Annotated in this window: 22 protein-coding genes; 21 read left to right on the top strand and 1 reads right to left on the bottom strand. The window is 39.8% G+C overall.

The features are described from left to right. The first annotated feature begins 56 nt into the window (after nt 1-56). The 19 genes from AC1VU3_RS12820 to AC1VU3_RS12730 all read left to right on the top strand — a co-directional run bounded on the left by AC1VU3_RS12820 (nt 57) and on the right by AC1VU3_RS12730 (nt 19411). Nucleotides 57-722, top strand: coding sequence for a GntR family transcriptional regulator (locus AC1VU3_RS12820; protein WP_480390203.1), 666 nt, complete (start codon nt 57-59; stop codon nt 720-722). Then, the gene (locus AC1VU3_RS12815) at nt 719-1729 is read left to right on the top strand and encodes a DctP family TRAP transporter solute-binding subunit (protein ID WP_480390204.1); all 1011 of its coding nucleotides are present in this window, start codon (nt 719-721) and stop codon (nt 1727-1729) included. The genes AC1VU3_RS12820 and AC1VU3_RS12815 overlap by 4 nt, the downstream gene beginning before the upstream one ends. A gap of 15 nt (nt 1730-1744) precedes the next feature. Next, complete coding sequence (locus AC1VU3_RS12810) at nt 1745-2239, top strand: TRAP transporter small permease (RefSeq protein ID WP_480390205.1); 495 nt, start codon at nt 1745-1747, stop codon at nt 2237-2239. Continuing rightward, nucleotides 2236-3519: a TRAP transporter large permease gene (locus tag AC1VU3_RS12805; RefSeq protein WP_482983685.1), complete on the top strand. Its 1284-nt coding sequence runs from the start codon at nt 2236-2238 to the stop codon at nt 3517-3519. The genes AC1VU3_RS12810 and AC1VU3_RS12805 overlap by 4 nt, the downstream gene beginning before the upstream one ends. Nucleotides 3520-3754: 235 nt before the next feature. Further along, complete coding sequence (locus tag AC1VU3_RS12800; RefSeq protein WP_482983684.1) at nt 3755-4912, top strand: aminotransferase class I/II-fold pyridoxal phosphate-dependent enzyme; 1158 nt, start codon at nt 3755-3757, stop codon at nt 4910-4912. Nucleotides 4913-4988: 76 nt separating this feature from the next. After that, on the top strand, nt 4989-6101 hold the full coding sequence (locus AC1VU3_RS12795; RefSeq protein WP_482983714.1) for a CdaR family transcriptional regulator: 1113 nt from the start codon (nt 4989-4991) through the stop codon (nt 6099-6101). Nucleotides 6102-6169: 68 nt separating this feature from the next. Beyond that, nucleotides 6170-6496 (top strand): hypothetical protein, encoded by a 327-nt coding sequence (locus tag AC1VU3_RS12790; RefSeq protein WP_480390208.1) that lies wholly within the window; start codon nt 6170-6172, stop codon nt 6494-6496. 924 nt (nt 6497-7420) lie between these two features. Continuing rightward, nucleotides 7421-8830 carry an FAD-linked oxidase C-terminal domain-containing protein gene (locus AC1VU3_RS12785; protein ID WP_482983683.1) on the top strand — a complete coding sequence of 470 codons (1410 nt, stop codon included), beginning with the start codon at nt 7421-7423 and terminating at the stop codon, nt 8828-8830. Beyond that, the gene (locus AC1VU3_RS12780) at nt 8827-10161 is read left to right on the top strand and encodes a (Fe-S)-binding protein (RefSeq protein ID WP_482983682.1); all 1335 of its coding nucleotides are present in this window, start codon (nt 8827-8829) and stop codon (nt 10159-10161) included. Before AC1VU3_RS12785 ends, AC1VU3_RS12780 begins: the two co-directional genes overlap by 4 nt. Next, a complete protein-coding gene (locus tag AC1VU3_RS12775) occupies nt 10158-11171 on the top strand; it encodes a DctP family TRAP transporter solute-binding subunit (protein WP_482983681.1) in 1014 nt (337 codons plus the stop codon). Before AC1VU3_RS12780 ends, AC1VU3_RS12775 begins: the two co-directional genes overlap by 4 nt. 19 nt (nt 11172-11190) lie before the next feature. After that, nucleotides 11191-11676, top strand: a complete 486-nt coding sequence (locus AC1VU3_RS12770) for a TRAP transporter small permease (RefSeq protein ID WP_480390212.1) — start codon at nt 11191-11193, stop codon at nt 11674-11676. Further along, a complete protein-coding gene (locus tag AC1VU3_RS12765; protein ID WP_482983680.1) occupies nt 11673-12995 on the top strand; it encodes a TRAP transporter large permease in 1323 nt (440 codons plus the stop codon). The genes AC1VU3_RS12770 and AC1VU3_RS12765 overlap by 4 nt, the downstream gene beginning before the upstream one ends. A 24-nt stretch (nt 12996-13019) precedes the next feature. Beyond that, entirely contained in the window at nt 13020-13781 is a 762-nt protein-coding gene (locus AC1VU3_RS12760) for an SDR family NAD(P)-dependent oxidoreductase (protein WP_480390214.1), read from the top strand. Beyond that, a complete protein-coding gene (locus AC1VU3_RS12755; RefSeq protein WP_482983679.1) occupies nt 13774-14247 on the top strand; it encodes a PPC domain-containing DNA-binding protein in 474 nt (157 codons plus the stop codon). The genes AC1VU3_RS12760 and AC1VU3_RS12755 overlap by 8 nt, the downstream gene beginning before the upstream one ends. A gap of 6 nt (nt 14248-14253) precedes the next feature. Continuing rightward, entirely contained in the window at nt 14254-15735 is a 1482-nt protein-coding gene (locus AC1VU3_RS12750) for a class I adenylate-forming enzyme family protein (RefSeq protein ID WP_482983678.1), read from the top strand. Further along, the gene (locus AC1VU3_RS12745; protein WP_482983677.1) at nt 15732-16865 is read left to right on the top strand and encodes a thiolase C-terminal domain-containing protein; all 1134 of its coding nucleotides are present in this window, start codon (nt 15732-15734) and stop codon (nt 16863-16865) included. The genes AC1VU3_RS12750 and AC1VU3_RS12745 overlap by 4 nt, the downstream gene beginning before the upstream one ends. Before the next feature lie 5 nt (nt 16866-16870). Then, nucleotides 16871-17179, top strand: coding sequence for a Zn-ribbon domain-containing OB-fold protein (locus tag AC1VU3_RS12740; RefSeq protein ID WP_480390218.1), 309 nt, complete (start codon nt 16871-16873; stop codon nt 17177-17179). A gap of 96 nt (nt 17180-17275) precedes the next feature. Continuing rightward, nucleotides 17276-18250: a bile acid:sodium symporter family protein gene (locus tag AC1VU3_RS12735; protein ID WP_480390219.1), complete on the top strand. Its 975-nt coding sequence runs from the start codon at nt 17276-17278 to the stop codon at nt 18248-18250. Nucleotides 18251-18358: 108 nt separating this feature from the next. Further along, nucleotides 18359-19411 (top strand): CAP and S-layer homology domain-containing protein, encoded by a 1053-nt coding sequence (locus AC1VU3_RS12730; protein ID WP_482983676.1) that lies wholly within the window; start codon nt 18359-18361, stop codon nt 19409-19411. Between the two features lie 774 nt (nt 19412-20185). Here the strand turns inward: AC1VU3_RS12730 and AC1VU3_RS12725 are convergent. After that, on the bottom strand, nt 20186-22435 hold the full coding sequence (locus AC1VU3_RS12725) for an S-layer homology domain-containing protein (protein ID WP_482983675.1): 2250 nt from the start codon (nt 22433-22435) through the stop codon (nt 20186-20188). A gap of 229 nt (nt 22436-22664) precedes the next feature. Here AC1VU3_RS12725 and AC1VU3_RS12720 point away from each other — a divergent pair, with 229 nt between their 5' ends. Next, nucleotides 22665-24548 carry an N-acetylmuramoyl-L-alanine amidase gene (locus AC1VU3_RS12720; RefSeq protein ID WP_482983674.1) on the top strand — a complete coding sequence of 628 codons (1884 nt, stop codon included), beginning with the start codon at nt 22665-22667 and terminating at the stop codon, nt 24546-24548. Between the two features lie 316 nt (nt 24549-24864). Next, on the top strand, nt 24865-25758 hold the full coding sequence (locus tag AC1VU3_RS12715) for a C40 family peptidase (RefSeq protein WP_480388872.1): 894 nt from the start codon (nt 24865-24867) through the stop codon (nt 25756-25758). Nucleotides 25759-25985 lie beyond the last annotated feature (227 nt).

Genomic DNA, 25985 nt, shown 5'->3' with positions numbered 1-25985 from the left:
ATAATAGCATACTATATTATTTGTGTATACAGTATACAGGAAGGAGATAACTTCTCTTGAAAAAGTTGTTACCACGGGAGTCTCTGGCTGATCAAGCATATAAAGCGTTGAAGGATGCGATTATTCAAGGGACACTTGCTGAAGAAGAAGAGTTACCAGAAGAAAAGCTAGCATTAGACTTAGGGATTAGCAGAACTCCTATCAGAGAAGCGATAAAAAGGCTTGCTAGCGAAGGACTGGTCCTGCTGAATAAAGCCAAGCCTGCAACTGTCGCAACTTTTACAATGGAAGACGGTTTGCATTTCATGGAAATTAGAAGACTGCTAGAGCTATATAACATCGAGAAAAATGCCCAGCTTATCTCGGATTCTATACTGTTTGAGCTACAAGGAAATTTAGAAGAGCAGGAACAATCGATCAAAGAAAAGAAATATCATGAATTTATTGATTTAGACCGAGAATTTCATTTATTGATTGGGAGTATTGGAGAAAACAAAAAGCTTACCATGCTGTTAAGAGATGCAAACACAGGGGTAAACCGAGCGTTTCTTTTGCTTTCCAAAACACTAGAGATGGCTGCGGATGACGCATATCTAGAGCATAAAGAAATTTATAAAGCTCTTCGGAATAAAAGTACGGAGCTTACAAGGCAACTCATGTCCAATCACCTAGAAAAAGTAGAAAAAAGATTTTTATTATACTTTAAGGAGGAAGAAAAATGAGAAAGCTACTAGGTTTATTGTTAATTGTTACGATGATTTTAACTGCTTGTGGAAGACCGACTGCATCCAATTCTGGAGACGGGGAAGAATACAAGATTCGAATAGCCTATCTAGTGTCAGAGGAGCAATCTACACATTTGGCGGCACTGGATTATAAAGAAAAGCTTGAGGAACGATCTGAGGGAAGAATAAAAGTAGAGTTATATCCAAATGGTCAATTATATGCATCTGACCGCGAAGCAATTGAAGCAGTTCAATTAGGGAACATTGAAATGACCATCCCAGCGGTAGCACCGCTTGCATCCTTTAATGATAAATTCATGGTTTTTGACCTACCATTCTTATTTAACGACCATGATGCAGCCTACCGAGCACTGGACGGAGAGCTTGGACAAAAGCTTTTAGCAGAATTAGAGAGCAACGACATGAAGGGACTTGTATTTGCAGAAAACGGCTTCCGCCATATGTCCAATAATAACGGACCAATTGAAGGTACTGCAGATTTAAAAGGATTAAAATATCGAACACTTGAAAACCCAGTACATACAGATACCTTTAAGGCATTCGGGGCGAATGCTTCACCATTTGCATTTGGAGAGCTTTATACAGCACTTCAGCAAAAAACATATGATGCAATGGAATCTCCAATCTCTTTATATTACACAAACAAATTTTATGAAGTACAAGAATACTTAACATTATCAGGACATGTGTATGCAGCAACAATTTTGTTAATGAATAATGACTTTTACAATGACTTGCCAGAGGACCTTCAAAAGCTAGTAGTAGAGGCTTCAGAGGAGTATAGAGAAGAGCAGCGTTTGATTGCACAGAAACAAGACGTAGAATTTTTAGAGAAGCTAGAAGAAGAGGGCATGAAAATAAATGAATTAACAGAGGAACAAAAGAATGAGTTCCGCGAAGCAACAAAGTCTATCTACGATAAATATACCTCTCAGATTGGAGAGGACTTGGTAAACATGGCACAGGAGGCAAATAATCAATAAAGAGGTGATTAGTTTATGCTCAAGAGATTATCAAAAATAGAGGAGTTTTTATTAGTCATCTCTCTAGCAATTATGGTTATGCTTATTTTCGGCCAGGTTGTCGGGAGGAAAGTATTTTCTTCGGCTCCTAGCTGGACAGAGGAAATGGCTCGATATATTCATATTTTCCAGGTATGGATTGGAGCAAGCTATGCGGTAAAGCTGAGACAGCATATACGAGTGGGAGCGTTTATCACACGCTTCCACGGCAACTTCCGAAAGTTCCTGGAAATTTTATCTGCTTTAGTGTGGTTTGTAATGGCCTTATTCTTAGCGGTTTTTGGAACGGAGCTAGTACTTAGCAGTATAGAGCATGGACAGCTGGCACCCGCAATGCAAATCCCTATTTGGATTGCTTACCTAGCAATTCCTCTTGGTGGAGCAGGCATGGCTATTCGATTGTTGTTCCAAATTAGAGATGTGCTAAGAGGGGATTATGAGAAGCCGAAGGATGAGGAGATGATCGCATGACAGTCGCTTTATTATTCGGGACGTTATTCATTTGTTTATTAATCGGTGTTCCAATAGCTATTTCACTAGGAGTTTCAGCTTTGGTTGCCATTTATTTTGGGTCCACACTGCCACTTGGAATTATTGCACAAAAAGCATTTACATCATTGGATTCCTTTCCGCTTCTGGCAATTCCTTTCTTTATGCTTGCTGGTGTTTTGATGAGTAAGGGTGGGGTTTCCAAAAGATTATTGGATCTCGCTGCAGCAATGGTTGGTTGGATTGTCGGGGGACTTTCCTTGGTTACGGTTGTGGCTTCGATGTTTTTTGCTGCGATATCAGGATCGGGTCCTGCAACTGTTGCAGCAATTGGTGGTTTCATGATTCCTGAGATGAAAAAGAAAAAGTATGACGGTGGTTTTGCAGCAGCTGTTTCTGCATCTGCAGGCTCTATCGGTGTAATTATTCCGCCTAGTATTCCGTTTGTTCTTTACGGAGTAATAGGAAGTGTCTCTGTTGGCAGTATGTTCTTGGCTGGGGTAATTCCTGGGATTCTTGTTGGGATTATGCTGATGATTACTGCATACTTTATTTCAAAAAAGCGTGGATACAAAGCAGAAGCCACAGAGGTTTTTACATTTAAGCGAGTATTAATAGCTACATATGATGCTAAATGGGCACTTCTCATTCCCGTAATTATATTAGGAGGAATATATGGAGGATTCTTTTCTCCGACAGAGGCTGCTGTTGTGGCAGTGGTGTACTCTTTAATTATAGGATTGTATGTTTATAAGGAGCTTACCTGGAAATCTGTTTATGAGTGCTTCCGAGAGGCCGTTGTAATTAATGCGACTACGATGATTATTATTGGACTTTCTGTGTCGTTTGCCTATTTTATGACGTTGGAGCAGGTGCCTAGCGATATTTCCGCATTTTTAACTGATTTATCTACGAATCCGATAGTTATTTTAATTGCAATTAATATTTTGTTGCTTATCGTTGGTATGTTTATCGATACAATTTCTGCATTGGTTATTTTAACGCCAATTCTATTGCCGATTGTGACGGCAGTAGGGGTGGATCCGATTCACTTTGGAGTAATTTTAGTGACAAACCTGGCTATTGGTTTTATTACGCCACCGCTAGGTGTCAATTTATTTGTTGCTTCGAGTGTGGGGAATGTGAAGTTTGAAAAGATTGTGATGGCGATTATCCCATTCTTGTTATCGATGATTGTGACGCTTCTTGTCATTACGTTTATTCCTAGTCTTTCGACGTGGTTACCGGGGTTGTTTAAGTAAGATAGTAGCTTTTGATAGTTGTTAGTAGTTACTAATAGTTGTTGTCCACTTCTGGCGGACTCTTTCCGTGGGGTGAGCGATGAGCCAGCACCGAACGCTCACGCGTGCCGATGTGCTGTCTCATCTGACTCCCTCATCCCACAGGAGTCGCCGCCATCGCTACCAACAACAGGGTGGGATTTTTATAAGTGAAATCAACTCTGTTGATTATTAATAAGTTGAAAGAAGGGTTTGTATGTCTTTATCTATTAACCCTAGAGCGAAGGCTTTAGAGCAACCAGGGATTCGTCAGTTTTCCAATCAATTAGTCCATTATCCTGATGCAGTCAATTTGACAATCGGACAGCCGGATTTTCCTACGCCTGTAGCAGTGAAGAATGCTGGTATAGCTGCCATACAGAATGATTACACTGGCTATTCTCATAATGCAGGCTTATTCGAACTGCGTGAGGCTGTGAATAACTTTTTCACAGACAAGTATGGATTTTCTTATGATCCTATGAAGGAAATTGTCATTACCAATGGGGCTAGTGAAGCAATAGATTCTGTGTTTCGAACAATTCTGGAAGAAGGGGACGAGGTTATTTTGCCAGCTCCTATCTATTCTGGCTACGAGCCTGTCATTGAGCTTTGCGGTGCAAAGGTTGTTTATTTGGATACAACAGATACTGGTCTTCAGCCGAATGCGAAGCGACTAGAAGGTTTAATTAATGAAAAAACAAAAGCTGTTCTTTTTAATAATCCTTCCAACCCTACTGGAGTAGTTATTCAAAAGGAACAGATGGATGAATTGGTGCAAGTGCTAAAGGACAAGGATGTATATATTCTTTCAGATGAAATATATAGTGAAAACACATTCTTAGGGGCGCATGTTACCTTTGCTGCATATAAAGAAATTCGCTCTCAGCTTTTCTATATTCATGGTGTTTCGAAATCACATTCTATGACGGGGTGGAGAATCGGATTTATCATGGGTCCTGCAGAGACGATGGAACATGTAGTAAAAGTGCATTTATATAATTCGATTTGTGCTTCCTTACCAGCTCAATATGCTGCGATTGAAGCGCTAACAAATTCTAAGGATGTTCCAGAGGAAATGAACAAGGAATATATAAAAAGAAGAGACTTTATTTACAGTAGGCTTCTCGAAATGGGACTGCCTGTGGAAAAACCAAATGGAGCGTTTTATATATTTCCATCTATAAAAAAATTCGGTATGCCTTCGTTTGAATTTGCCACCAGATTATTAAAGGAAGGTGGAGTAGCGGTAGTACCAGGGAGTACCTTTACTCCATATGGAGAAGGATATATCCGTATTTCTTATGCTTATTCCATGAGCATTTTAGAAGAAGGACTTAATCGGTTAGAAGCGTTCATTCAAAAGTTAACGTAGGCCAGCGACATGCTTCGCTGGTTTTTTCTATTAAAGTATTGTTTTCCTGAAATAGGAATTGGAGGGTTGATTGTTTGTGTTTAAATTTGATGAGCTGGGACAGGAAATTATCAATGAACTTAGTCACTTAATACAGGATGATGTGATTCTGACAGATTCAAGAGGGTTTATTCAAGTAAGCACAGACCCTTCCCGAATTAATCAATTCCACGAAGGGGCACTTTTAAGTCTAAGGGAGGAACGTCTTATTTTAATATCGGATGAAGAGGTCGCTAGGCTAAAGGGAGTACGAAAAGGGATTGTCATCCCGATTATTACAGACGATACTCCAATAGCAGTTATCGGGATAACGGGGGAGCCTGAAAAAATAAAGCCTCAGGCGCAACTCATTCGCAGAGTAGTGGAGCTGTTTATACAGGATTCATTAAAAAGAAAGGAAAGAGAAGAGAAAATAAGAGAGTTTGAATTTTTTATGATGGAATGGCTTACGTCTTCGACTAAGGACCGTACATTTTATAATCGAGCGGAGCTGTTAGGAATTGAAGTTACCAACTATAAACAGATAGGCGTTCTTCAAGTAGAGGAAACTCATTATCGCTTTACGAATGAGGATGTGGAATTTTTACATTCGGTTCAGAGTATTCATCCAGAGCTTCTAATAAGTAGAAGGGGACATGATAAACTGGTAGTAGTCCTTCCGAAGATAGAGCAAACCTTTTTAAAACAAGAAGTTGAAAACCTCATTTTGCATATGAAAAGAAAGGCTAAAATAGTACTGGCAGCAGGTATAGGAGAGCCGATTGAGGACCATGAACTTAGTGTGTCCTTCAATCAAGCCGAAAGAGCGGCAAGAGTGTCTCTTAAACAAGGTAGAGTCATATTTGAGCGAGAGCTGTTATTTGATTTGATCTTACATAGCCTTCCAAAGGAGACAAGAGATCGATATATCCAGCGAACAGTTCAATCCTTAAAGAAACAGCCGGAACTCTTAGAAAATCTAAAGGTTTGGTTCAATGAAAATCATTCGATGAAAAACACGGCAGAAAAGCTACACATTCATAAGAACACGTTAACGTATCGCTTGCAAAAGGTAGAAGATTTAACAGGACTCTCTATATCAAAATTTCATGATTTGTTTCTTATCTATTTAGGTGTTCGTCTAATAGAGGAGTATGGGGAAGACTTGTAGAAAATGGAATAGATAAATCATGGAAAGGTAGGAGAGTTCTTATAAAAAAATTACTCCTTTTATTCTCTATGCTGTTTTTGTTTGGCTGCAGGGAAGACAGTGTTGGAGGTAATACGAAAGAATTTCATAATCCTAACAACGACCCGGTCAATATTACAATAGAAGAAGCGAACCAAATTGCATTAGAGCAAGCAGAAATCGATGGAATTGATAACCCAATTCTGTCAGAATGGCTGGAAACAAAAATTCAAAACAAGTATTCCATAAAGTATGACCGGGATATGAAGGTGTATACGGTTAATATTAGATCAGGTAATCGTGCAGAAGATTATACTTTGGATGGATCTTATTACATTAGTACAGAAACAGGGGAGTTTATTGACTCCACTCACTAATATAGTAGTAATGGAAGCAACTGAGGTTAGAAAGTATATCTCAAGTCCTTTTATTTTTTGGAACGATGACAGCATTTAAATTTCAATGATAGGCTCGGGATGGTTAATAAAATGGAGAGTAAATCTATGATGGTGGTGATAGGAGCCAAACCGTAGAAGCGCTAGAAGTGATATTACCTGAGCTTTAAAAACAAGGTTATGAGTTTGTAATAGTATCTGAGCTAATCAAAATGAAAAGCTTGCAATAAGGGAAGTATGTTGTGATGAATATCGCCCGAAGAGCGGACAGCTATTCGGATTCATTAATAAGAATTTTAATGCCATGATTCCAGCAATCATGGTTTTTTTTGTTCAGCTGTAATGCCGAGGCCATCGTGTCAACATGCGCCTCCTCATCCAGTTCCATTAGATTGTGGAGGACAATGACAGGAGAGGTTATAAACCAATGTTTATACTTTTTTATTCATAAAGGAAATTTTTAATTTCCAGTAAATTTCCGATAAGTGACTAAACTAGTGGCGAAAGTGACTAAATGGATATTTAAAATGACTATTTCATGATGAAAGCGACTAAATGTGCTTCGAAAGTGACTAAACCAGTTATGAAGATGACTATTTAGAAAATGCAGGTTTGAGAATCTAAAATATCCATTTTTCGGCAAGTGAGAAGTGGGAGATTGTCAAAGAGAAGAGACATCCTGTTTCGGATGCCTGAGGAAAAGCTGTAATGATTGTTCCTTTAACTTCCAGGAATCTTGCTACTTGAACAACAATGGTCGGGTGCTCTGTACCGGCTTTTTTGTTTCTCCACACAAAATATGCGTCTAAATTTACGCAAAACTTTGTGTGCTTGACTATATATTCTTAATCGTTTGAATATTAAAATTAGTGAAAACGTTTTCGAAATGTGACAAGGAGATGGCAAATGGATAACAGTGCAATGAAGAGATTAATAGCTGTGACTGGTGAACAGTTTGCAAAGCATACAGTGGCACAAAAGCTTGCCTATTCCTATGACGCGACTGCGAACTTTCAGGCGATGCCAGATTTAGTGCTATCACCAGGTAACACGGCGGAGATACAAGAAATTGTGAAAATCTGTGGAGAATATAACATCCCTATTGTGTCCAGGGGATCTGGAACAAATCTAGCAGCAGGTACAGTTCCGACTTCGGGGGGAGTCGTTCTTCTGTTTAATAGAATGAATAATATACTCGATTTTGATGAAGAAAACCTGACGATTACGGTTCAGCCAGGTGTTATTACGAAGGATATTAATGAAGTGGTTCAGATGAAGGGCTTGTTTTATCCTCCAGATCCAAGCTCCATGAAAATATCTACAATCGGTGGTAATGTCAGTGAAAACTCTGGAGGGCTAAGAGGTTTAAAGTATGGTGTTACAAAGGATTATGTCGTTGGTCTAGAGGTTGTACTACCAAACGGAGAGGTCATTCGTACTGGTGGAAAGTTAAACAAGGACGTTGCAGGCTACGATTTAACAAGCTTATTTGTTGGCTCAGAAGGAACGATTGGAATTATCACAGAGATTATTCTTAGCTTGATTCCTCTTCCAAAAGCAAAGAAGACGCTGCTCGTTTTCTATGATGAGCTAGACAAAGCGGCCGAAACCGTTTCTTCGATTATCGCGGCTAAGATTGTTCCTGCTACTTTAGAATTTATGGATAAAGGGACGATTGAGCAGGTAGAGGAGTATATGAAGATTGGTCTTCCAACGGATTGTGAGGCGATGCTGTTAATTGAACAGGATGGTGATCCACATACCGTAAATGCTGACATGGAAGCGGTCCACAAGATTTGTATGGAGCAAGGGGCTCGTTCGACGCAGCTTGCACAATCAGCTGAGGAAGCGGTCATGCTAAGTACAGCTAGAAGAGTAGCGTTATCGGTTCTTGCTAGAAAGAGGCCAACTACTATCTTGGAGGATGCCACAGTACCGCGCTCAGAAATCGCCAATATGGTAAGAGAGATTCAACGAATTGCCAAAAAACATGACGTGATGATTTACACGTTTGGTCATGCCGGGGATGGCAATCTCCACCCTACTTGCCTTACGGATGTAAGAGATAAAGAGGAAATGGAGAGAGTAGATGCTGCTTTCAGTGAAATTTTCGAAGCTGCCATTATGCTGGGAGGCACCATCACCGGAGAGCATGGAGTTGGTGAGATGAAGGCGCCTTATCTTGAATGGAAGGTTGGAGCTGCTGGGATAGAAGTGATGAAAGGTATCAAGCAAGCTTTAGATCCTAAAAATATCATGAATCCAGGAAAGATATTTGCCAAGGATCGTAAGCAGAGGGTTGTGGTTCAGACATGACAACGATTCAAGAAAAAATGAGACAATCCTTTGTAACCCATGTGGACGAAAATAGGCTGATGGATTGTATGAGATGTGGCTTTTGTCTTCCTCATTGTCCTACTTACTTACACAGTAACTTCGATGAAACACAGTCACCTAGGGGAAGAATAGCGCTGATGAAGGCGGTGAGGGATGGTCAGGTCGCCTGGGATGGTTCGATTGAAGAGGCATTCGACCTTTGCTTAGGCTGCCGAGCCTGTGAGCCGGCATGTCCAGCAGGAGTACAATACGGTTCTTTAATTGAAGAAACAAGAGATGCGATTGTAGCTGTAAGCCTAAAATCCTTAAAGGAAAGAATCGTGCGCAAGGTCGCCTTTGATCATCTATTCGCAGAGCAAAAGAAGATGGAGACAGTCGTTGGCCTGGTAGGCTTTTATCAAAAGTCAGGACTTCAGAAGGTAGTAAGAAAAATAGGTTTCTTAGAGCTCTTCCCACCCTTTATGAAAGATATGGAAGCAGTTCTTCCTGCCCCACCTAAAAAGGATCAGCCAACATTACCAAAGGCAGCGACAAAAACAAGGGTCGCATTTTTTACAGGATGCTTGATGGATACGATGTTTCAGGAGACGAACAAACATACAATCTCTCTCTTAGAAGCATTGGGATGTGAAGTAATTATTCCGAAGGGGCAACAATGCTGCGGTGCATTACATAGTCATAGTGGCGAGCTAGAAAAATCAAAGAGAAATGCAAAGAAGAATATCGAAGCATTCGAGCTAGAAAATATCGACTACATTGTCAATAACGCTGGAGGGTGTGGTGCCTTTTTAGGAGAATACCATAAGCTTTTTCATCAGGACGAAAAGCAACAGGCAAGGGCGAAGCAGTTTACGGACAAACAAATCGACATTAGCACGCTGCTTGTGAAACTTGGAGTTATGAGATTACTAGATAAACTACCTCGGTCATTCTCTGCTGGTCTAGTGACCTACCAGGATTCCTGCCATTTGCGCAACGTTAGTGGTGTGAAGGATGAACCGAGAGAAATCTTACAGGCAGTTCACCAGTACACCTACGTGGAGTTACCAAATGCAGAGCTTTGCTGTGGCTCAGCTGGGATATACAACATCCTTCAGCCTCAGATGGCATCTCTTATATTGGAATCAAAAATGCATGAGATTAAAGAAATCCAAGCAAGCACTGTGATTACGACTAATCCGGGCTGCTTACTGCAGATGAAGGTTGGAATTGAGCGAGAAGGGCTTTCCTCAACTACTAGGGCAATGCACTTAGTTGATTTTTTATACGAGCTAATACAAAAAAATGATCAATGGGAGGATTCACAATGAAAAGAAGATTTAAATGGGGTTCTTTAGGGTTAGCTGCAATGTTATTACTTGGAGCATGCTCCGATTCGGGCGGTTCGGCAGATGCAGATGGCAAGGAATACAAGCTGAAGATGTCTGTCACAGTAAATGATACTTCTACTTGGTTTGAAGCGGCTCAAAAGCTTGCAGATGATGTGAGTGAAGAAACGGATGGACGTATCCAAATAGAAGTTTATCCGAATGAACAGCTTTCAGGTGGAGATTCCGGGAAGGCAGTAGAGATGCTTTCGAAAGGCTCAACCGATCTGACGTTTAACTCTACCATCATTTATTCCATTTTAGATGATCGTTTTGGAGTTGCTAGTGCACCTTTCCTATTTAATAACACAGAAGAGGTAGACAAGGTATTCAACGGAAAAGGTGGAGAAATGATTAACGAAATTTTAGAGGAAAAGGGAATCAAGCCTCTAGGGTTTGGGGAAAACGGATTTAGACAAATTACGAACAGCTCAAAAGAAATCAAAACGCCAGATGATATGAAGGGGATGAAGATTCGTATTCCTGGTATTACGATGTATACAGATCTTTATAGAACGCTGGGTGCAGATCCAACAACAATGACTTTCTCTGAGGTATTTACGAGCTTGCAGCAAGGTACAATCGATGGGCAGGAAAATCCAATCGATGTCATCCACTCTTCTAAACTAAACGAGGTTCAAGAATATTTAACTGCTTGGAACTACTCTTATGACCCATTAGTTTTAGGGATGAATAAAAAGCTATTTGAATCAATGAGTGAAGAAGACCAAGAAATATTCACAAGACTTGGGAAAGAAGCGGCAGAATACCAAGTGAAAATCGCACGTGAGAAGGAAGCAAAACAGATTGAAGATTTGAAATCAAGTGGAATGAAGTTTTATGAGCCAACCGAAGAAGAGATAGCTCAATTCAAAGAGGCAGTTCAGCCGCTATATGACAAGTACACTTCCATTTGGGGAGAAGAATTGTTGAAGGCTTTCCAAGAACGTTAATTCTTAGGGGGATAAAGAAATGAATCAAGTGCTCAGCAAAATAGAGGAAGGAATCGTAGTAATTGTTCTCTCTATTATGTCATTAGTTGCGTTTGTCAATATAATCTCTCGAGAGACGGCAAATTATTCTTGGTCCTTTACAGAGGAAATTACGATCAATCTTTTTGTTTTTTTAACCTTTGTGGGTACGGCGATAGGTGTGCGTGAAAATGCACACCTTGGCTTTACATTAATTTTTGATCGAGCAAACGGGGCTTTCCGTAAAGCGATTACGATACTAGTTGGTGTGTTAATGGGTGGACTCTTTGTTATCTTAGCTTATTTTGGCATACAGATGGTCTTATTCCAAATGGACATGGGTCAGAAAACACCATCGTTGGGCTGGCCACAATGGGTATTCTCATTGGCAATGCCGGTAGGATCTATCTTATGTCTTATTAGGACCGTTCAAGCAACTATTATCGAGTTTAAGGATGATCAGCAGAAAGGTGGGGAGATAGTATGACAGCGATACTATTATTTTCGGTTTTTATGATTTTAGTTTTCCTAAAGGTTCCGATAGCTGTCTCTCTTGCTATTTCCTCAGTCGTCATCTTGTTTACGGGCAGCGGATTATTTGGCTTAGAGCTAGTTGCGGATATTATGTATACGAGTGTTGCTAAGTTTACGTTACTTGCCATTCCATTCTTCGTTCTTGCAGGAGTCATTATGGAGCAAGCAGGCATATCGAAGAGATTAATAGACTTTGCGCAGTCACTAGTCGGACATCGAAAAAGCGGAATTGTGTTTGTAACCGTAATGGTAGCTATTTTCTTTGCAGCAATTTCCGGCTCAGGTCCAGCAACAGTAGCAGCAATTGGTGGGATTTTGATTCCAGCGTTAATAGGTAATGGATACAAGAAAGAAACTGCAGGAGGACTTGTTGCAAGTGCTGGAGCAATTGGTATTGTTATTCCACCAAGTATTGCTTTTATCGTCTTTGCCGTAGTTGCGGGAGACCAACTCCCTGTTTCCATAGCTCGGTTATTTATTGCTGGTATCATTCCTGGGATTATGCTAGGAATCGGATTTGTTCTGGCAGCAATGTTTGTGAGATGGAGACAAGAGAAAAAGGAAGGCCCTCTTGAAGGATTTATTCAAAGAAAAAAAGCTACTGGAAAGGAACGCTGGAAAGCATTTGTAAATGCTATCTGGGGACTAATGATTCCAGTTATTATCCTTGGAGGGATTTATGGAGGATTTTTTACACCAACAGAAGCAGCGGTTGTTGCAGTATTCTACGGTCTGTTTGTCGGATTCTTTGTTTATAAAGAACTAACGTTAAAGAGCTTATATAAGATTCTTATAGATTCATCTGTTCAAACTGCGACTGTAATGTTCATCGTGTCTGCAGCATCTGTTTTTGCTTATATCATCACAACGGAGCAGATTGCTAGAACGATTTCCGATGCAATGCTAGGAATTTCGGACAACGCGATTATCATTTTACTATTGGTAAATGTTCTATTGCTGATTGCTGGGATGTTTATAGATGCTATCTCTGCATTCTATATATTGGTTCCGATTTTAGCGCCGGTAATGCTAATGCTTGGTGTCGATCCAACTGTTTTTGGTGTCTTTATGACAGTGAATCTTGCAATTGGTCTATTCACTCCGCCAGTGGGACTCAATCTTTATGTGGCTACGGGAATATCAAAAACCTCATTGGGTGAAATTTCAAGGGGAGTTGTTCCATTTGTTGTTTCTTCCGTGATTATTCTGATGCTCATCACATATGTTCCGTGGTTTTCTACATTTTTACCAGATCTATTAAATGTGAAATAGGATGCTTACAAAGGGGATGACAGGATGAGAGTAAAGGGACAAACGGCAATTATAACAGGGGCAGCAAGTGGAATCGGGGCAGGGATCGCATTAGCTCTTTCAAAGGAAGGAGCTAATGTCGTGCTAGTCGATTTAAATGCTTGTACAAAAACGATTCAGTCGATTCAAGAGCAAAATAGCGAGGCAAGGATTTTAGAATGCCTTGGAGATATAAGAGACCCTGAATTTGTGAAAGCGACGATAGCGCGAGCTGCTGATACATTTGGGGAGCTACATATTTTAGTGAACAATGCAGGTACTTGTGGACGCTTAAACATAGAGGAAATGACCCTAGACGTATGGGATAAGGATTTGGACACAAATGTGAAGGCTGCCTTCTTATTCATCCAGGCGGCTGTGTACCCACATATGCTAGAGCAAAAATACGGAAGAATTATAAATATAAGCTCCATTTCAGGGATAAATGGTGGAGTCACTTCTGGTGGTGGAGAAGATTCCAAACGGTCAGGTCCAGCGTATGCAGCCTCTAAAGGAGCAGTAATCGCACTGACGAAATGGGTGGCGAAGGAATTAGGCGTTCATGGCATCACCTGCAATTCGGTGGCACCAGGGGCAGTGGAGTCAGCTATTACGACTGGGATTCCATACGATTTAAGCAGACAGGTCGTTAAACGGATGGGTAATCCTACAGACATAGCGGAAGCGGTCCTTTATTTTGCTTCAAGTGAATCTGGATATACGACTGGCCAAGTCTTGCAAGTAGACGGGGGTTATAGCTTTGGTTAATGGTATCCAAGCAGTACTAGACAAAAATTCTAACCGTATTGCCGGAAGACTAGCTAAAGGAGTAGACCTATTTGGTGGAATCAAGGAGGTCTGCAGCAGACATGGAATAAAGGCTGCTCAATTTCAGTGTATGGGATCCTTAGAATATGCGACCTATGTGCAGCTAGAAAAAACAGTAGAGGGGAAGCTTCAATACTCTTCAAAGATTAAAAGTGATTCAGAGGTAGAGCTGCTCACCGGGACAGGGTTTGTGGGATTAAACGCGAACGACGAGTTAGACGTTCATTTCCATGGAATGTTTGTTGACTGTGATCAGCAGATTAGCGGGGGACACTTTTTAGAAGGGGAGAATCCCGTAGCTATTACGATTGAATTTATTTTGTTTCCTTTAGATGGTATAGAACTTAAAAGAGGGCCAGATGAGATAACCAAGCTACCGATATTTCAATTCAAAGAAAAGGAGTGAAAGGACTTGGAAACAATAGCTCAGCTAGCAATAAAATCAGCAGCCGCTTACCCTGATAAACTGGCTGTAAAGGACAAGGATCGTTCCTTTTCCTATCAGGAATTAATGGAAAGAGCATATGCATTGTCCTCCTACTTTCATGTAAAGGGGTTTCAAAAAGGGGATAGAATTGCCATTCTTATGCCAAACAGGCTAGAGCATATCGAGCTAGATGTAGCAGTGGCGCTAAGCGGACTGATTAAGGTTCCATTAAATTATCGCTTACATCCAAAGGAGCATGAGTATATGCTTCAGGATGCTGCTCCGAAATTAATTATTGGAGACACCTCTCTAACAGAACCTATTGAAACATCTATTGAAGTGCTGGCACTTGGAGTGGACTATGAGTCAATCGTCAACCAATACAATGGGCAGAGGTTCGTAGAAGAGGTAGGGGAAAACGATTTATTTGCCATCATGTATACCTCTGGCACTACTGGTAACCCAAAAGGGGTTATGCTTTCCCATCGTAATATGATTGCTGGTGCATTATCTCTATCACAGGTTTGTGAGGTAGACTATGACGATATTATTGGTCATGTGGCACCACTCACCCACGGCAGTAACTTTCTTTCTCATGTGTCATGGCTATATGGACTTTCTCAAGTAGTTTATAACAAGTTCGAGCCAGAGGAATTTATTCAAGACTTACAAAAAGATTCGGTCTCTATCATCTTCCTAGTTCCAACAATGGTCAATTTGATGATTCAGCATCCTAATTTTGATCCATCCAAGCTTTCTACTTTAAAATCTATCAATATGGCCGGCTCACCGATTGCTGCTAGTAAGCTAGAGCAGGCATTGAAGCTTGCAGGTCCCGTATTTGCGGAGACATATGGTCAGGTCGAGGCACCCATGTGTATTACGATGATGCCGAAGAAGGAGCTGCATGCTCATCTTGAATCCTGTGGCAGAATAGGTCCTTTCGTGCAGGTGAAGATTGTTGACGATGAAGGCAAGGAAGTGGCAGATGGTGAGGTAGGCGAGATTATTTGTAAGGGCTCCCTTGTCATGCAAGGCTATTGGAATAATGAAAAGGCAACGAAGGAGACGCTTCAGGATGGATGGCTTTACACTGGCGACTTGGGCTGGAAAAATCCAGGCGGGTACGTGCATATTGTAGACCGTAAAAAGGACGTTATCATTTCAGGAGGAGTAAATATCTATCCTCGTGAAGTAGAAGAAGTGCTAAATATGCATCCTGGTGTGAAGGAAGCGTGTGTGATTGGAGTTCCTGATGAAAAATGGGGCGAGTGTGTCGTTGCATATGTTGTATCAAACGGCAAGGAGGATGTGTCGGTTGAGGCACTTTATACCTTATGCGAGAGTAATATGGCTAGATTTAAAAAACCAAAGTCCATTCATATTGTCGACGAGCTACCAAAGAGCTCCTACGGAAAGATATTAAAAAGAGAAATGCGAGACCAGCATAAGGAGGTCAGTGTATGACAAATGTTTATATTCACGGAGCAGGAATGACACGTTTTGGAACATTTGTTGATCGTACGATGAAGGATATGCTACTAGAAGCATGTATCCAAGCGTTAGAGGATGCTGGCAATCCAAAGGTGGACGCTGTCTTTATTGGTAATTTTATGGGTGGCTCTATCTACAACCAAGAAATACTTGGTGCGATCGTTGCAAATGATTTGGGGCTGGGGTTTGTACCCACTGCAAAGGTAGAAGGTGCCTGTGCCTCAGGTGGAATTGCATTACGCCAAGGAATTCTTGGGATTTTAAGTGGAGAATATAACACAGTTTTAGTGGCAGGCGTGGAAAAAATGAAGCATGCGAGCACGAATGATGTCACCCAAGCGATTAACGCTGCAATGGATAATGATTCGAATGAAAAGCATGCAGGTTTAACATTCCCAGGCTTTTTTGGAGTTCTTGCGAATCGGTATTTTTATGAAACGGGAGCTTCTAAGGAGCACCTTGCGATGGTCGCACTGAAAAATCGTGAAAATGCGAGTAACAATCCACTAGCACAGTTCCAAAAGCAGACATCTATTGAGGAAATTATGCAAGCAAGAATGATTACCAATCCACTGGGTCTGTTTGATTGTTCACCAATGACAGACGGGGCAGCAGCGCTTGTTATTTCTAAGGATAAATCTGCGATTCATATTCGATCTACTGCCCAAGCATCAGGTCCAACGCAAATGCAGGATGCAGATGATTTACTTTCTATCCCAGCTATTCGAGAGTCTGGTCGTCTTGCCTATGAAAAGGCTGGGGTTGGACCAGAGGACATTGATGTAGTAGAAATTCATGACTGTTTTTCCATGACTGAAATTATCGCGACCGAAGAGCTTGGTTTTTTCCAAAAGGGTGAGGGTTGGAAGGCAGTAGAGCAGGGAAGGACGAAGCCTACAGGAGATAAGCCGGTTAATACAAGTGGGGGTCTTTTATCGAGAGGACATCCAATTGGTGCAACCGGTATAGCACAAATCTATCAGTTGGTTCAGCAGCTACGAGGGAATGCAGCGAACCAGGTTTCCAGTCCTCGTCTTGCACTTTCGCAAAATCTTGGTGGAACAGGCTCCTATTCTACCGTGCATATATTAGAGAGGGTGTGACGGATGTGAAAATCTTTTCTTGTAACGACTGCAGCTATGCAAGCATGACGAAAAAATATAGCTGTCCAAAATGCTTAAAGGGCAAATTAGAGGAGCAGGAGGTAGCGACAGAGGGAACTGTTTATAGTTTTACAGAGGTTCACGTGGCACCTACTGAGTTTGCAAGTCTTGCCCCATATTTTGTCGTACTAGTAGAGCTGGATGACTGTAACGCAAAGGTTACCACGAGACTCACGGAACCAGTTTCCATCGGAGATAGGGTTGATCTTGACCGAGTCGAGAATGGTGCTTATATCTATAAAAAAATCGGATGAATTTATTCCTGTGCTTTTGTTATATAGAAGCACAGGTTTTATTCTTCTAAAGAGGAAACTTTGATAGGAGATTATTTAATTGGAAGGGGTATGGAATTGAGACTAATACAAATATGTTCTCGCATTATTTCAACTTACATGCCGTTGTGGATTGTTTTTTGTGCATTGGTCGCTTTTCTTTTTCCTGCATTCTTTTTTCCCATTCAAGGCTTTACAGAGATAGGACTCGGGATCATCTTTTTGCTAATGGGACTGTCACTTTCCGCTGAGAAATTGTTTAAGATAATAAGAAAACCTAAAAACGTGTTAATAGGTGTTGCCTTAAAATGGAGCATCATGGTTACGGTCACAGTGGGGATTGCATTTCTTTTCTTTCGACATAGCGAGGAGCTGGCTACTGGTATCATATTAGCTGGAACAGTTCCGAGTGGCACCTCAGCGAACGTCTATACTTTTATAGCAGGCGGGGAAGCAGCGCTTAGTCTTACCATGGCTACACTTGATACGTTTATCTCTCCAATACTCACTCCTTATCTGGTTCAAAGTTTTGCTGGAAAGCTTATACATATAGCGTTTTGGCCGATGTTTTTTAATATTCTCTATGTAGTGTTTTTACCATTGATTTTAGGGCTACTAATTCAATGGAGATTCACAAAGCAAGTGGAAGCAATACGACCTCATACCCCTATATTATCTCAGATATCTCTATTTGTAATTGTGCTCTCAGTGGTATCAAGTGCACAGGAATCCTTGGCTAGTAATTTGTCCATTTTACCCATTCTTTTCTTGGCAGTTTTTTTACAGGTTTTTATTCCAATGGTGAGTGGGTATTTGATTGCTAGATGGCTCAAAATGGAACAACCAAATGCCATAGCTATTTTATTTCATACGGGAATTTGTAACAGTGCACTGGCGGCTACCTTGGCAATGGAACATATCAGCTCATTATCAGCAGTACCAGCTGTTGCAAATATGGTGATGAATTTAACATTAGGGGCAATAGCGGCTAATTTTTTCTCTCATCGAGTACGATTGCAAGAACAGGAAGAAAAAACACTCGGAACTAACTAACATTTCACTATGAATTTATTACTATTTTTTCATTTTTCTCTACATGAAAGTATTGAGCATACAATCCTTTTCGCTTTTTTAGTATACTAATAGAAAGGAGGTAAATGAATGAAGACTTTTAGTAAATTCCTTATCGTGTTTATCGCTTTGCTTATGCTGCCAATGGGGGCAAGTGCATCCATTTTCAAAGATGTGAATGAAAAGGCTTGGTACTATCCGTATTTGGTATCTAATCAAGAAAAGCAGATTATCACTGGATATGAGGATGGCACGTTTAGACCTCAAGAATCTATCACAAGGGCTCAGGCTGCTAAAATCATTAGTAGAATTATAGATGTACAAAGTGTTGGTGGGACGTTTAAACCGAAGTATAAAGATGTAAGTACGGACCATTCAGCTTACAATGAAATAGCTGCATTGACGAGAATCGGGATTTTTCAAGATGGAGATTACTTTCATCCGAACAATTCATTAACTAGAGCGCAACTCGCTAAAATAATTGTCATGATGTATGACTTTAAGGTAAATACAAATGAATCTGTACCATTTAAAGATGTCCCAAAAGATTATTGGGCAAAGCCATATATTGCTTTTCTAACAAAGACGGGGATTTCAACCGGTACAACTAAAACTACTTTTGAGCCCACTAAGCCAATAACAAGGGCCCAAGCATTAGTCTTATTAGATAAGAGTGCAAAATATAAAGAGGATCCTAGCGCTTTTAATGGCATATACGATCCTTTCACAAAGCAATATAAAGTTGTAAAACAAGCAAACCCAACCTTTGTGACAGAAACGATTCAGCTAGTGAATAAAGAACGAGAGAAAAAGGGACTTCCTAAGCTGAAGGAAGATAAGGAATTAAACCAAATAGCTTTCATCAAAGCGGATGATTTAATTCAAAATGAATATTTCGAACACTATTCACCTACTTATGGACAACCATGGGATATGGCTCAAGGCTTTGGCTATTCTTATCGTACGTTTGGGGAAAACATTGCTCACGGCTATAAATCATCTAGTTCCGTTGTGAATGCATGGATGAACTCAGAAGGACATAGAGCAAATATTCTTAGCAAAAAATATACAAACATTGGTGTAGGAATTGCGAAAGATTCCGATGGCCAATATTATTTTGTTCATATGTTTTCTAGTAAATAAAGATGGAGTCGGGACAAAACAAGTTAAAAGCATTTATGATTCTTCAATTTGATAAGAAGAATCATAAGTGCTTTCTTATTTTTTGAACCTCAGGTTCTCCGCTGCGTCGGACGGTTGGAGTGGAGGCCAACAGGATGTTAGTCAGGAAAACGTTGTCACACGATGTGACGTTCTTAGTTTTCCCTCCACAAGGTAAGCCAGCACCCATCGCTAACGCGCGTGGTTGTGCTGTCTTACCTACCACCCTGCTCCCGCAGGAGTCGCCGACGCTGCTACGAACCAATAGAGTTACTCCCTAAGAATAAAAAGATATGATTTGTTGGTTCGCATAAATTTTCATCGCTCAAATATTAGAGTGTTATAGCTTTGTTTCTACTTTCCTATTCAATAATCCTACTTCGTTAAGTTAAAGAGAGAGTTTTAACAATACTTGATCTATTTTTACATAGACTTCTTTTCTTCTCCCCGAACAATGTGTTTTTTATTGTTTTCTCCCCATCAACCGAACCCGTTAGAAGAAGCTCAATTTATAGGACGCTATTAAGATTGATGATCATTTAGCAGAATTCATAGTAGGGGATGGTTGTATATCATTCAGATGGAAAGAACAATTAAATGAATAGTAAAAAGCTGTCTCCAAAAGTCACATCACGTGCATTTTGGGACAGCTTTTTTTGTGTTTTATTGCCATGAAACCTAGTGTATGTCTAGCTCCAACGCTTTGCCAATCCCCATTTGCTTATCGGGGCAGAACAGGCGCTTACGCATTTCGTGTTAGTTTGCGTCTGTGAATTCAGAGCCAGCTGGTAATAAATGAAGCATATCTAGTCTCTCAAAGCCTTGTCTCATTTTAGTAGAATACCCTAGTTTATTCTTATCGAGGTATTTCACCTTTGATTCTATTAATTCCTTGATTACAGGGAGATGCTTTGGATTAATATCTTGCCATAGCTCATAAGAGTTGATCAAGTCTTCTACTGTTAAATGATTATAATCCCGACCCACAAATTCTTTTTCAGGAGAGATTTTGTACCAGATATCATGGTCTGGTCTAATCCATTTTTTCTTGTCCTTCTCAATTGCTGTTTGAATGCTAGTAGCTGTGTTTAGATACCTTGCATCTCCAAACTCTTGATATGCTTGAAGTAAAATGTTCATTCCACCAAGTACATGGTTCATAGAAGAGTGTGTTTTTACCTTTTGAGCCATTGGGAAGTAGTCGGAAATATAGTAGGACTGTGAATCTACTGAGATGATATTTCCTTGACTCTTTTGCTTTACTAGCAAGTCTGCATAATCCTTCAGGGCTTGATTGTAATCAGGCATGTTAAAATCTTTCCCGGCTCTGTATAAGAATAATGCAATTTGTTCATTAAATCTTGTATCGATAAACGGTGCAGTAATTCCATAGAGACTCTTTAAGTAGGTGCTTGTTACCTCTGTTTGCCAGAAGAGTTCATCTCCCTTAAAGATTTCTAAGTTTACAAAGGAGTTCATTAATAAGTTTTCAAAGTAACGCTGTGGATTTTCTTCGTGTCGTAATAATACTCGATCCTCTTTGACCATTAAGAGATTTCTCCCGAAGCCGTTAAAGGATAATGGCATTGGCTCAATAGTGGTTGCCATTTTATTATATGGCCCCTCAGGGGTATACCAATCATTACGTTTGCGATAGTTTATTGCAGATTCGTGCATCCAAGCGTCCATTGCTTCTCTTGTTTTAAATAAAAGGCCATCTGAGTGCATAAACCAGTAATCCACGATATCATTGCCAAGAGAGGAAAGAGGGATAACTGTCATCTGGGTTGTCCCCAGCAGAACATTTGAGAATGCATCAATCTCTGCTTGCAGATCTCTTGTAGTACTTACTGCTTTATTAGGATAGACAAGCTTCAGCTCTTTTGAACGATATAATCTACTAAACATCGTTTGATTTGGCTCAGCGTCTACTGAGGTATTTTCGACAATTCCTTTTGGATAAGTGGTAGGGTCATAGCCAAATGTATCGTCTTCATTCTTCTTAATAGGATAACGATCATAGCTGATTAGCTTAGAGCTCTCTACCTGGGAATCCTTTAAAATAAAATCAACATTTACTGCAGATTTTGAGGTATTCACTAGATTCGTAAAGACCATATAATCGTCGTTTGGAAAGACTCGCTTGGTAATTTTTATACTTGCGCCTGTATTCGAAATACGATAGGTATGAACAATGTCAGTAGCATAGCTATGCTTAACTGTTTTCTCTCCAAGGTAACGCATCTCATTTTGGGAACGTAGAAGAGTGTCGAAGTCCTCCGCTAAAGGTACAGAAACGATATTTTGAATTTCTCTGCTTACAGTCATATTGCCATTTTGTTCAGGATTATTAAAGGTTACGTTGTAAGTAGGCTCAATCATTCCTGTTGAAACCATTGCACGGTGTAGGAACACAACGAAGGTTGCACGGTTTACTCCAGTTTTCGGGTCAAAGGTTCCGTCTTCCTTACCAGTTGTGATTTTATGCTGAGCTAACAGCTTTACACCTTCACGATGTGATTCACTGATTTTCGCATCATCCTTGAAGGTGATAGTTTCTCCAGTGTCTTGCAGATCAAATGCTCTAGCGATAACGGAGGCCATTTGCTCTCTAGTTAGCGTGTCTCCAACTCCAAAGGTTTTGTCGGGCTTACCATTAAAGATTCCAGCCTTATATGTTGCCATAACCCCCTTTAGATGACTAGACTTGCTGCTTACATCCGTGAAAATTGGTTGGTAGGGGGCATCTTCTAGCTTTAGAGCGCTAGTTAGGAGATTAGCAGCTTGTCCACGTGAGACATCTACAGAAGGACGAAAATGGAGGTCTGGATAGCCATTGATAATCTGTAAATCTACTAATTTTGTTACTTCACTTTTTGCCCAGAAATTGTTATGTATGTCTAAAAACTTTTGATCAACATTCTCTGCGCGTGTATTCATAGGTTGGAATGTGACAAAAATCAATACGAAAACGAAAAGAATTACAGGTAACTTCAAATTTTTCAAAAATTATTCCTCCTTAACAATTATTACATTTTAATTTTATCAAAGTTCGACTATAAATTATATGGTCAATAACTGTGTAATAGACAAATTCTTATTCTTTTACCCCATTTTTTCACATTTAAACTTAGAAAAATAGAGGAGAAAGCGAGAATTGAGTAAAAATGTAGGATATTAATTACCAATAACTTTTGTTACTATCTAGGTATATTAGTAAGAAGGGAGAAGAATAGTGAAAGTATTTTTCAAACAGTTGGTCGTTGCAAGTCTTGTTCTTTTGGTCGCAGCCTCGTTTTCATTGAACGTGAGCGCAAATCAAACGTTTTCAGATGTTTCTGTTTCCGCTGATGGATATCAAGAAATTGAATACATATATAAGAAAGGTATAATCAAAGGTTACCAAGTAAATGGTAAAAGATTATACAAGCCAGGTGAAGTTTTAACTCGCTCTCAAGCGGCGAAAATGTTAGTGGAGGCAAGTAATCAAAAGCCTCTTATTGTAAGTAAATCACAATTTAGTGATGTGAAAGTTGGAACAGAGGCATCTGGTTATATTGAAAGAGCCGTTAAGTCGGGCTTCATGAAGGGAAAAGCAGATGGAACCTTTGGGATTAATAAACCTTTCTCACGCCAGGATATGAGTACTGCTCTAGTAAAAGCATTCAATTTGAGCTTAACCAAATATCAAAATCAAAAAATGCCATTCTCTGATATCAAAGAGAGTGCATCTATTGCAACCCATGTAAAAGCATTATATTATTATGGAATTTCTCATGGTGATGGAGGGAAATACCTTCCTTCTCAAGGTGTGACTAGAAAGCAATTTGCACAATTTGTCGCTCGTGGATTAGATGAAAGCTTCCGCGTGAATAAGGATGTAGGTGGAATTGCCGTTCCAGATAGTTCGCAAGCAATTGCTATTGCAGTGGTCACTGTTGAGAATGACACATTAAACGTACGATCAGAGCCTAGTATGGATGGACAAGTAGTTGGCAAGCTAAAGAACGGTGATGTAGTAAACGTTTATGAAAAGGTAGATGATTTGTGGCTTCAAATCGATTATAATGGTGAGCTACATTACATCAGTAGTGCCTATACAATGTTTTTAGATGGGTTTGGGCAAGTGATTGGAAATTCTACTGGAAAAGTGACAATCACTGCCGTAGATTTAAACGTACGTAGTAAGCCAACTGGAACAGCTCCAATACTCGGCACCTTCCCTAAGGGACAAGTTGTGGACATTTATGGAGAAAAGGATGGCTGGTACTTAGTAAAGGTTGACGGTATGCCAGGCTATATTAATGGAAAGTATGCAGAAAATCCAAATGATAAACCTGTAGATAGCCCTTCGACAAGCAGCTTAAAAGGGAAAGTAACCGTAGCTTCATTAAATGTTCGTAGCGGTCCTGGTTCTAGCTATTCCACTATTGGAAAGCTAACGAAAGGGAATATGGTTTCTGTAAAGAGTATCAACGGATTTTGGGCGAAAATTGAGTATGCTGGTGGTGTAGGCTATACACATAAGACTTATCTTAAACTATTAAACCAATCCGGAAGTGTTTTAAAGGATAGAATTATCCTCATCGATCCTGGGCATGGTGGGACAGATCCAGGAGCTACAAGAAAAGGCGTCATGGAAAAAACGATTGTGATGAATGTTGGAAAACTAGTAGAGCAAAAGTTAAAAAACCAAGGCGCTAAGGTTATTATGACGAGAAAAGGCGATACTTACCCGTCCTTACAGGATCGAGTAGCATTAGCAAAATCATCTTTTTCAGAGATTTACGTGAGTATTCACGTAAATGCTAGTACTAGCACGTCAGCTAAAGGTACGGAAACATACTATAATCTTTCTTCCAATGAAAATGGAGCAGAAAGTAAAGTGCTTGCAACGAAAATTAACAGTCAAATAGTCAAAAATGCATCAATGGCCGATCGTGGTGTAAGAGAAAATAGTTTCTATGTAAATAGAATGGTTGATATACCATCTGTGTTGGTGGAGCTAGGTTTCATATCAAATGAAGCAGATTTTAATAAACTCGTAAACAGTAAATATCAAGAAATCTATGCACAATCTATTTATAACGGAATAGTTCAATATTATTCCGCTCCTTAATAGGAAAGGGAGTCTGATAAGTGAATTTGAGACTAACCCTTTGTGAGCGACGGAAATGAAACGAACAAGGCAGAAACATACGACATAGCAGATAGCTGTCAAAGTAGAAAGAGGCATCCCCTAATGGGATGCCTCTTTCTTTATGAAATAAATCTAGAATACGCCATCTTTTTTGTGCCATCTTTTAAGGGATTTCCCAAAACTATGAAACTTTATGACGTTTACTGTTATCCAATTGAAATATAACTGTAATGTTTAACTAGCTTAATACATGTTAGTATAACAGGGTAGAAAGTTTAAGGAGAGATATAAGAGAATGTTTAAGAAAATCGCTCAAATATGTTTACTTAGTTCCTCAATCCTTTTGATTAATAATGCAGTGGTAGCAGAAGCAGCTACACCAAGTGAAATTAAAACTCAGGCATATACTTATTTAGGAGTGCCTTACTTATATGGTGGTACAACAACTAAAGGATTTGATTGCTCTGGTTATGTACAAAGAGTATTCAAAGATTTAGGAATCGATTTACCTAGAACGGCAGCGTCTCAATATCAAGTTGGGAAAAGCGTAGCAAAGAGTAATTTAGCAGTTGGAGATTTAGTATTTTTTAATACAACTGGAAAAGGAGTTTCTCACGTAGGAATTTATGTGGGTGGAAATCAGTTCATCAACTCGTCAACATCAAAGGGTGTTAGTGTAGCATCCATCAATGACCCATATTACTGGGGAAGTAAATATGTAGGTGCAAAACGAGTGTTAACAGAAGAAGTAAAATCGGCTTCCATCGACATGAGTATCTATGCAAGCAGAGCAGAAGTAGCTCAAAAGCTTACAAATTCACTTAATCTAAAAAGTAAATCTAGCTCTACTTATTACAAAGATGTAAAAGTATCCTCAAAATACCTTTCAGCAATCAACGCTGTAACAGAAGCAAATATCTTCGCCGGTGATCAAGGAAACTTCAACCCATCTAAACCAATCACAAGAGCTCAAATTGCAAAAGTATTAGTAGAAGCATATGATCTAAAACCAGGAAAAGGTTCTTGGAAATTTAAAGATGTAAAATCAGACCACTGGGCTTATGACTATGTCCAAATCTTAGCGCAAAATGGTATCACAATCGGTAAAACGGACGGTTCTTATGGTCTTAATGACTATGTAACATTTAAACATATTAATACATTCATAGAACGAGCAGAAAACCGTTAATACTATTAATCTTGTACCCGGTTATCAAATAAATAAACATAGAAAAAAGTCATTTCGCCATTTTTGGTGAGATGGCTTTTTTAGCTATTTTGATTACAGAAATATGGAAAATAACAAGGGGTGTTTGCTAGGTGGGAGATTAAATGGTAAGTGTAAAAATGGAAATAAATAAGGGGGATTTATAGGCTCTGATTATTTTCAGTGGCTGACGTTTACGACCGGTTCTG

It is taken from the genome of Psychrobacillus sp. Z16_25, assembly GCF_056856695.1.
This window is presented reverse-complemented; position numbering and strand designations above follow the sequence as displayed.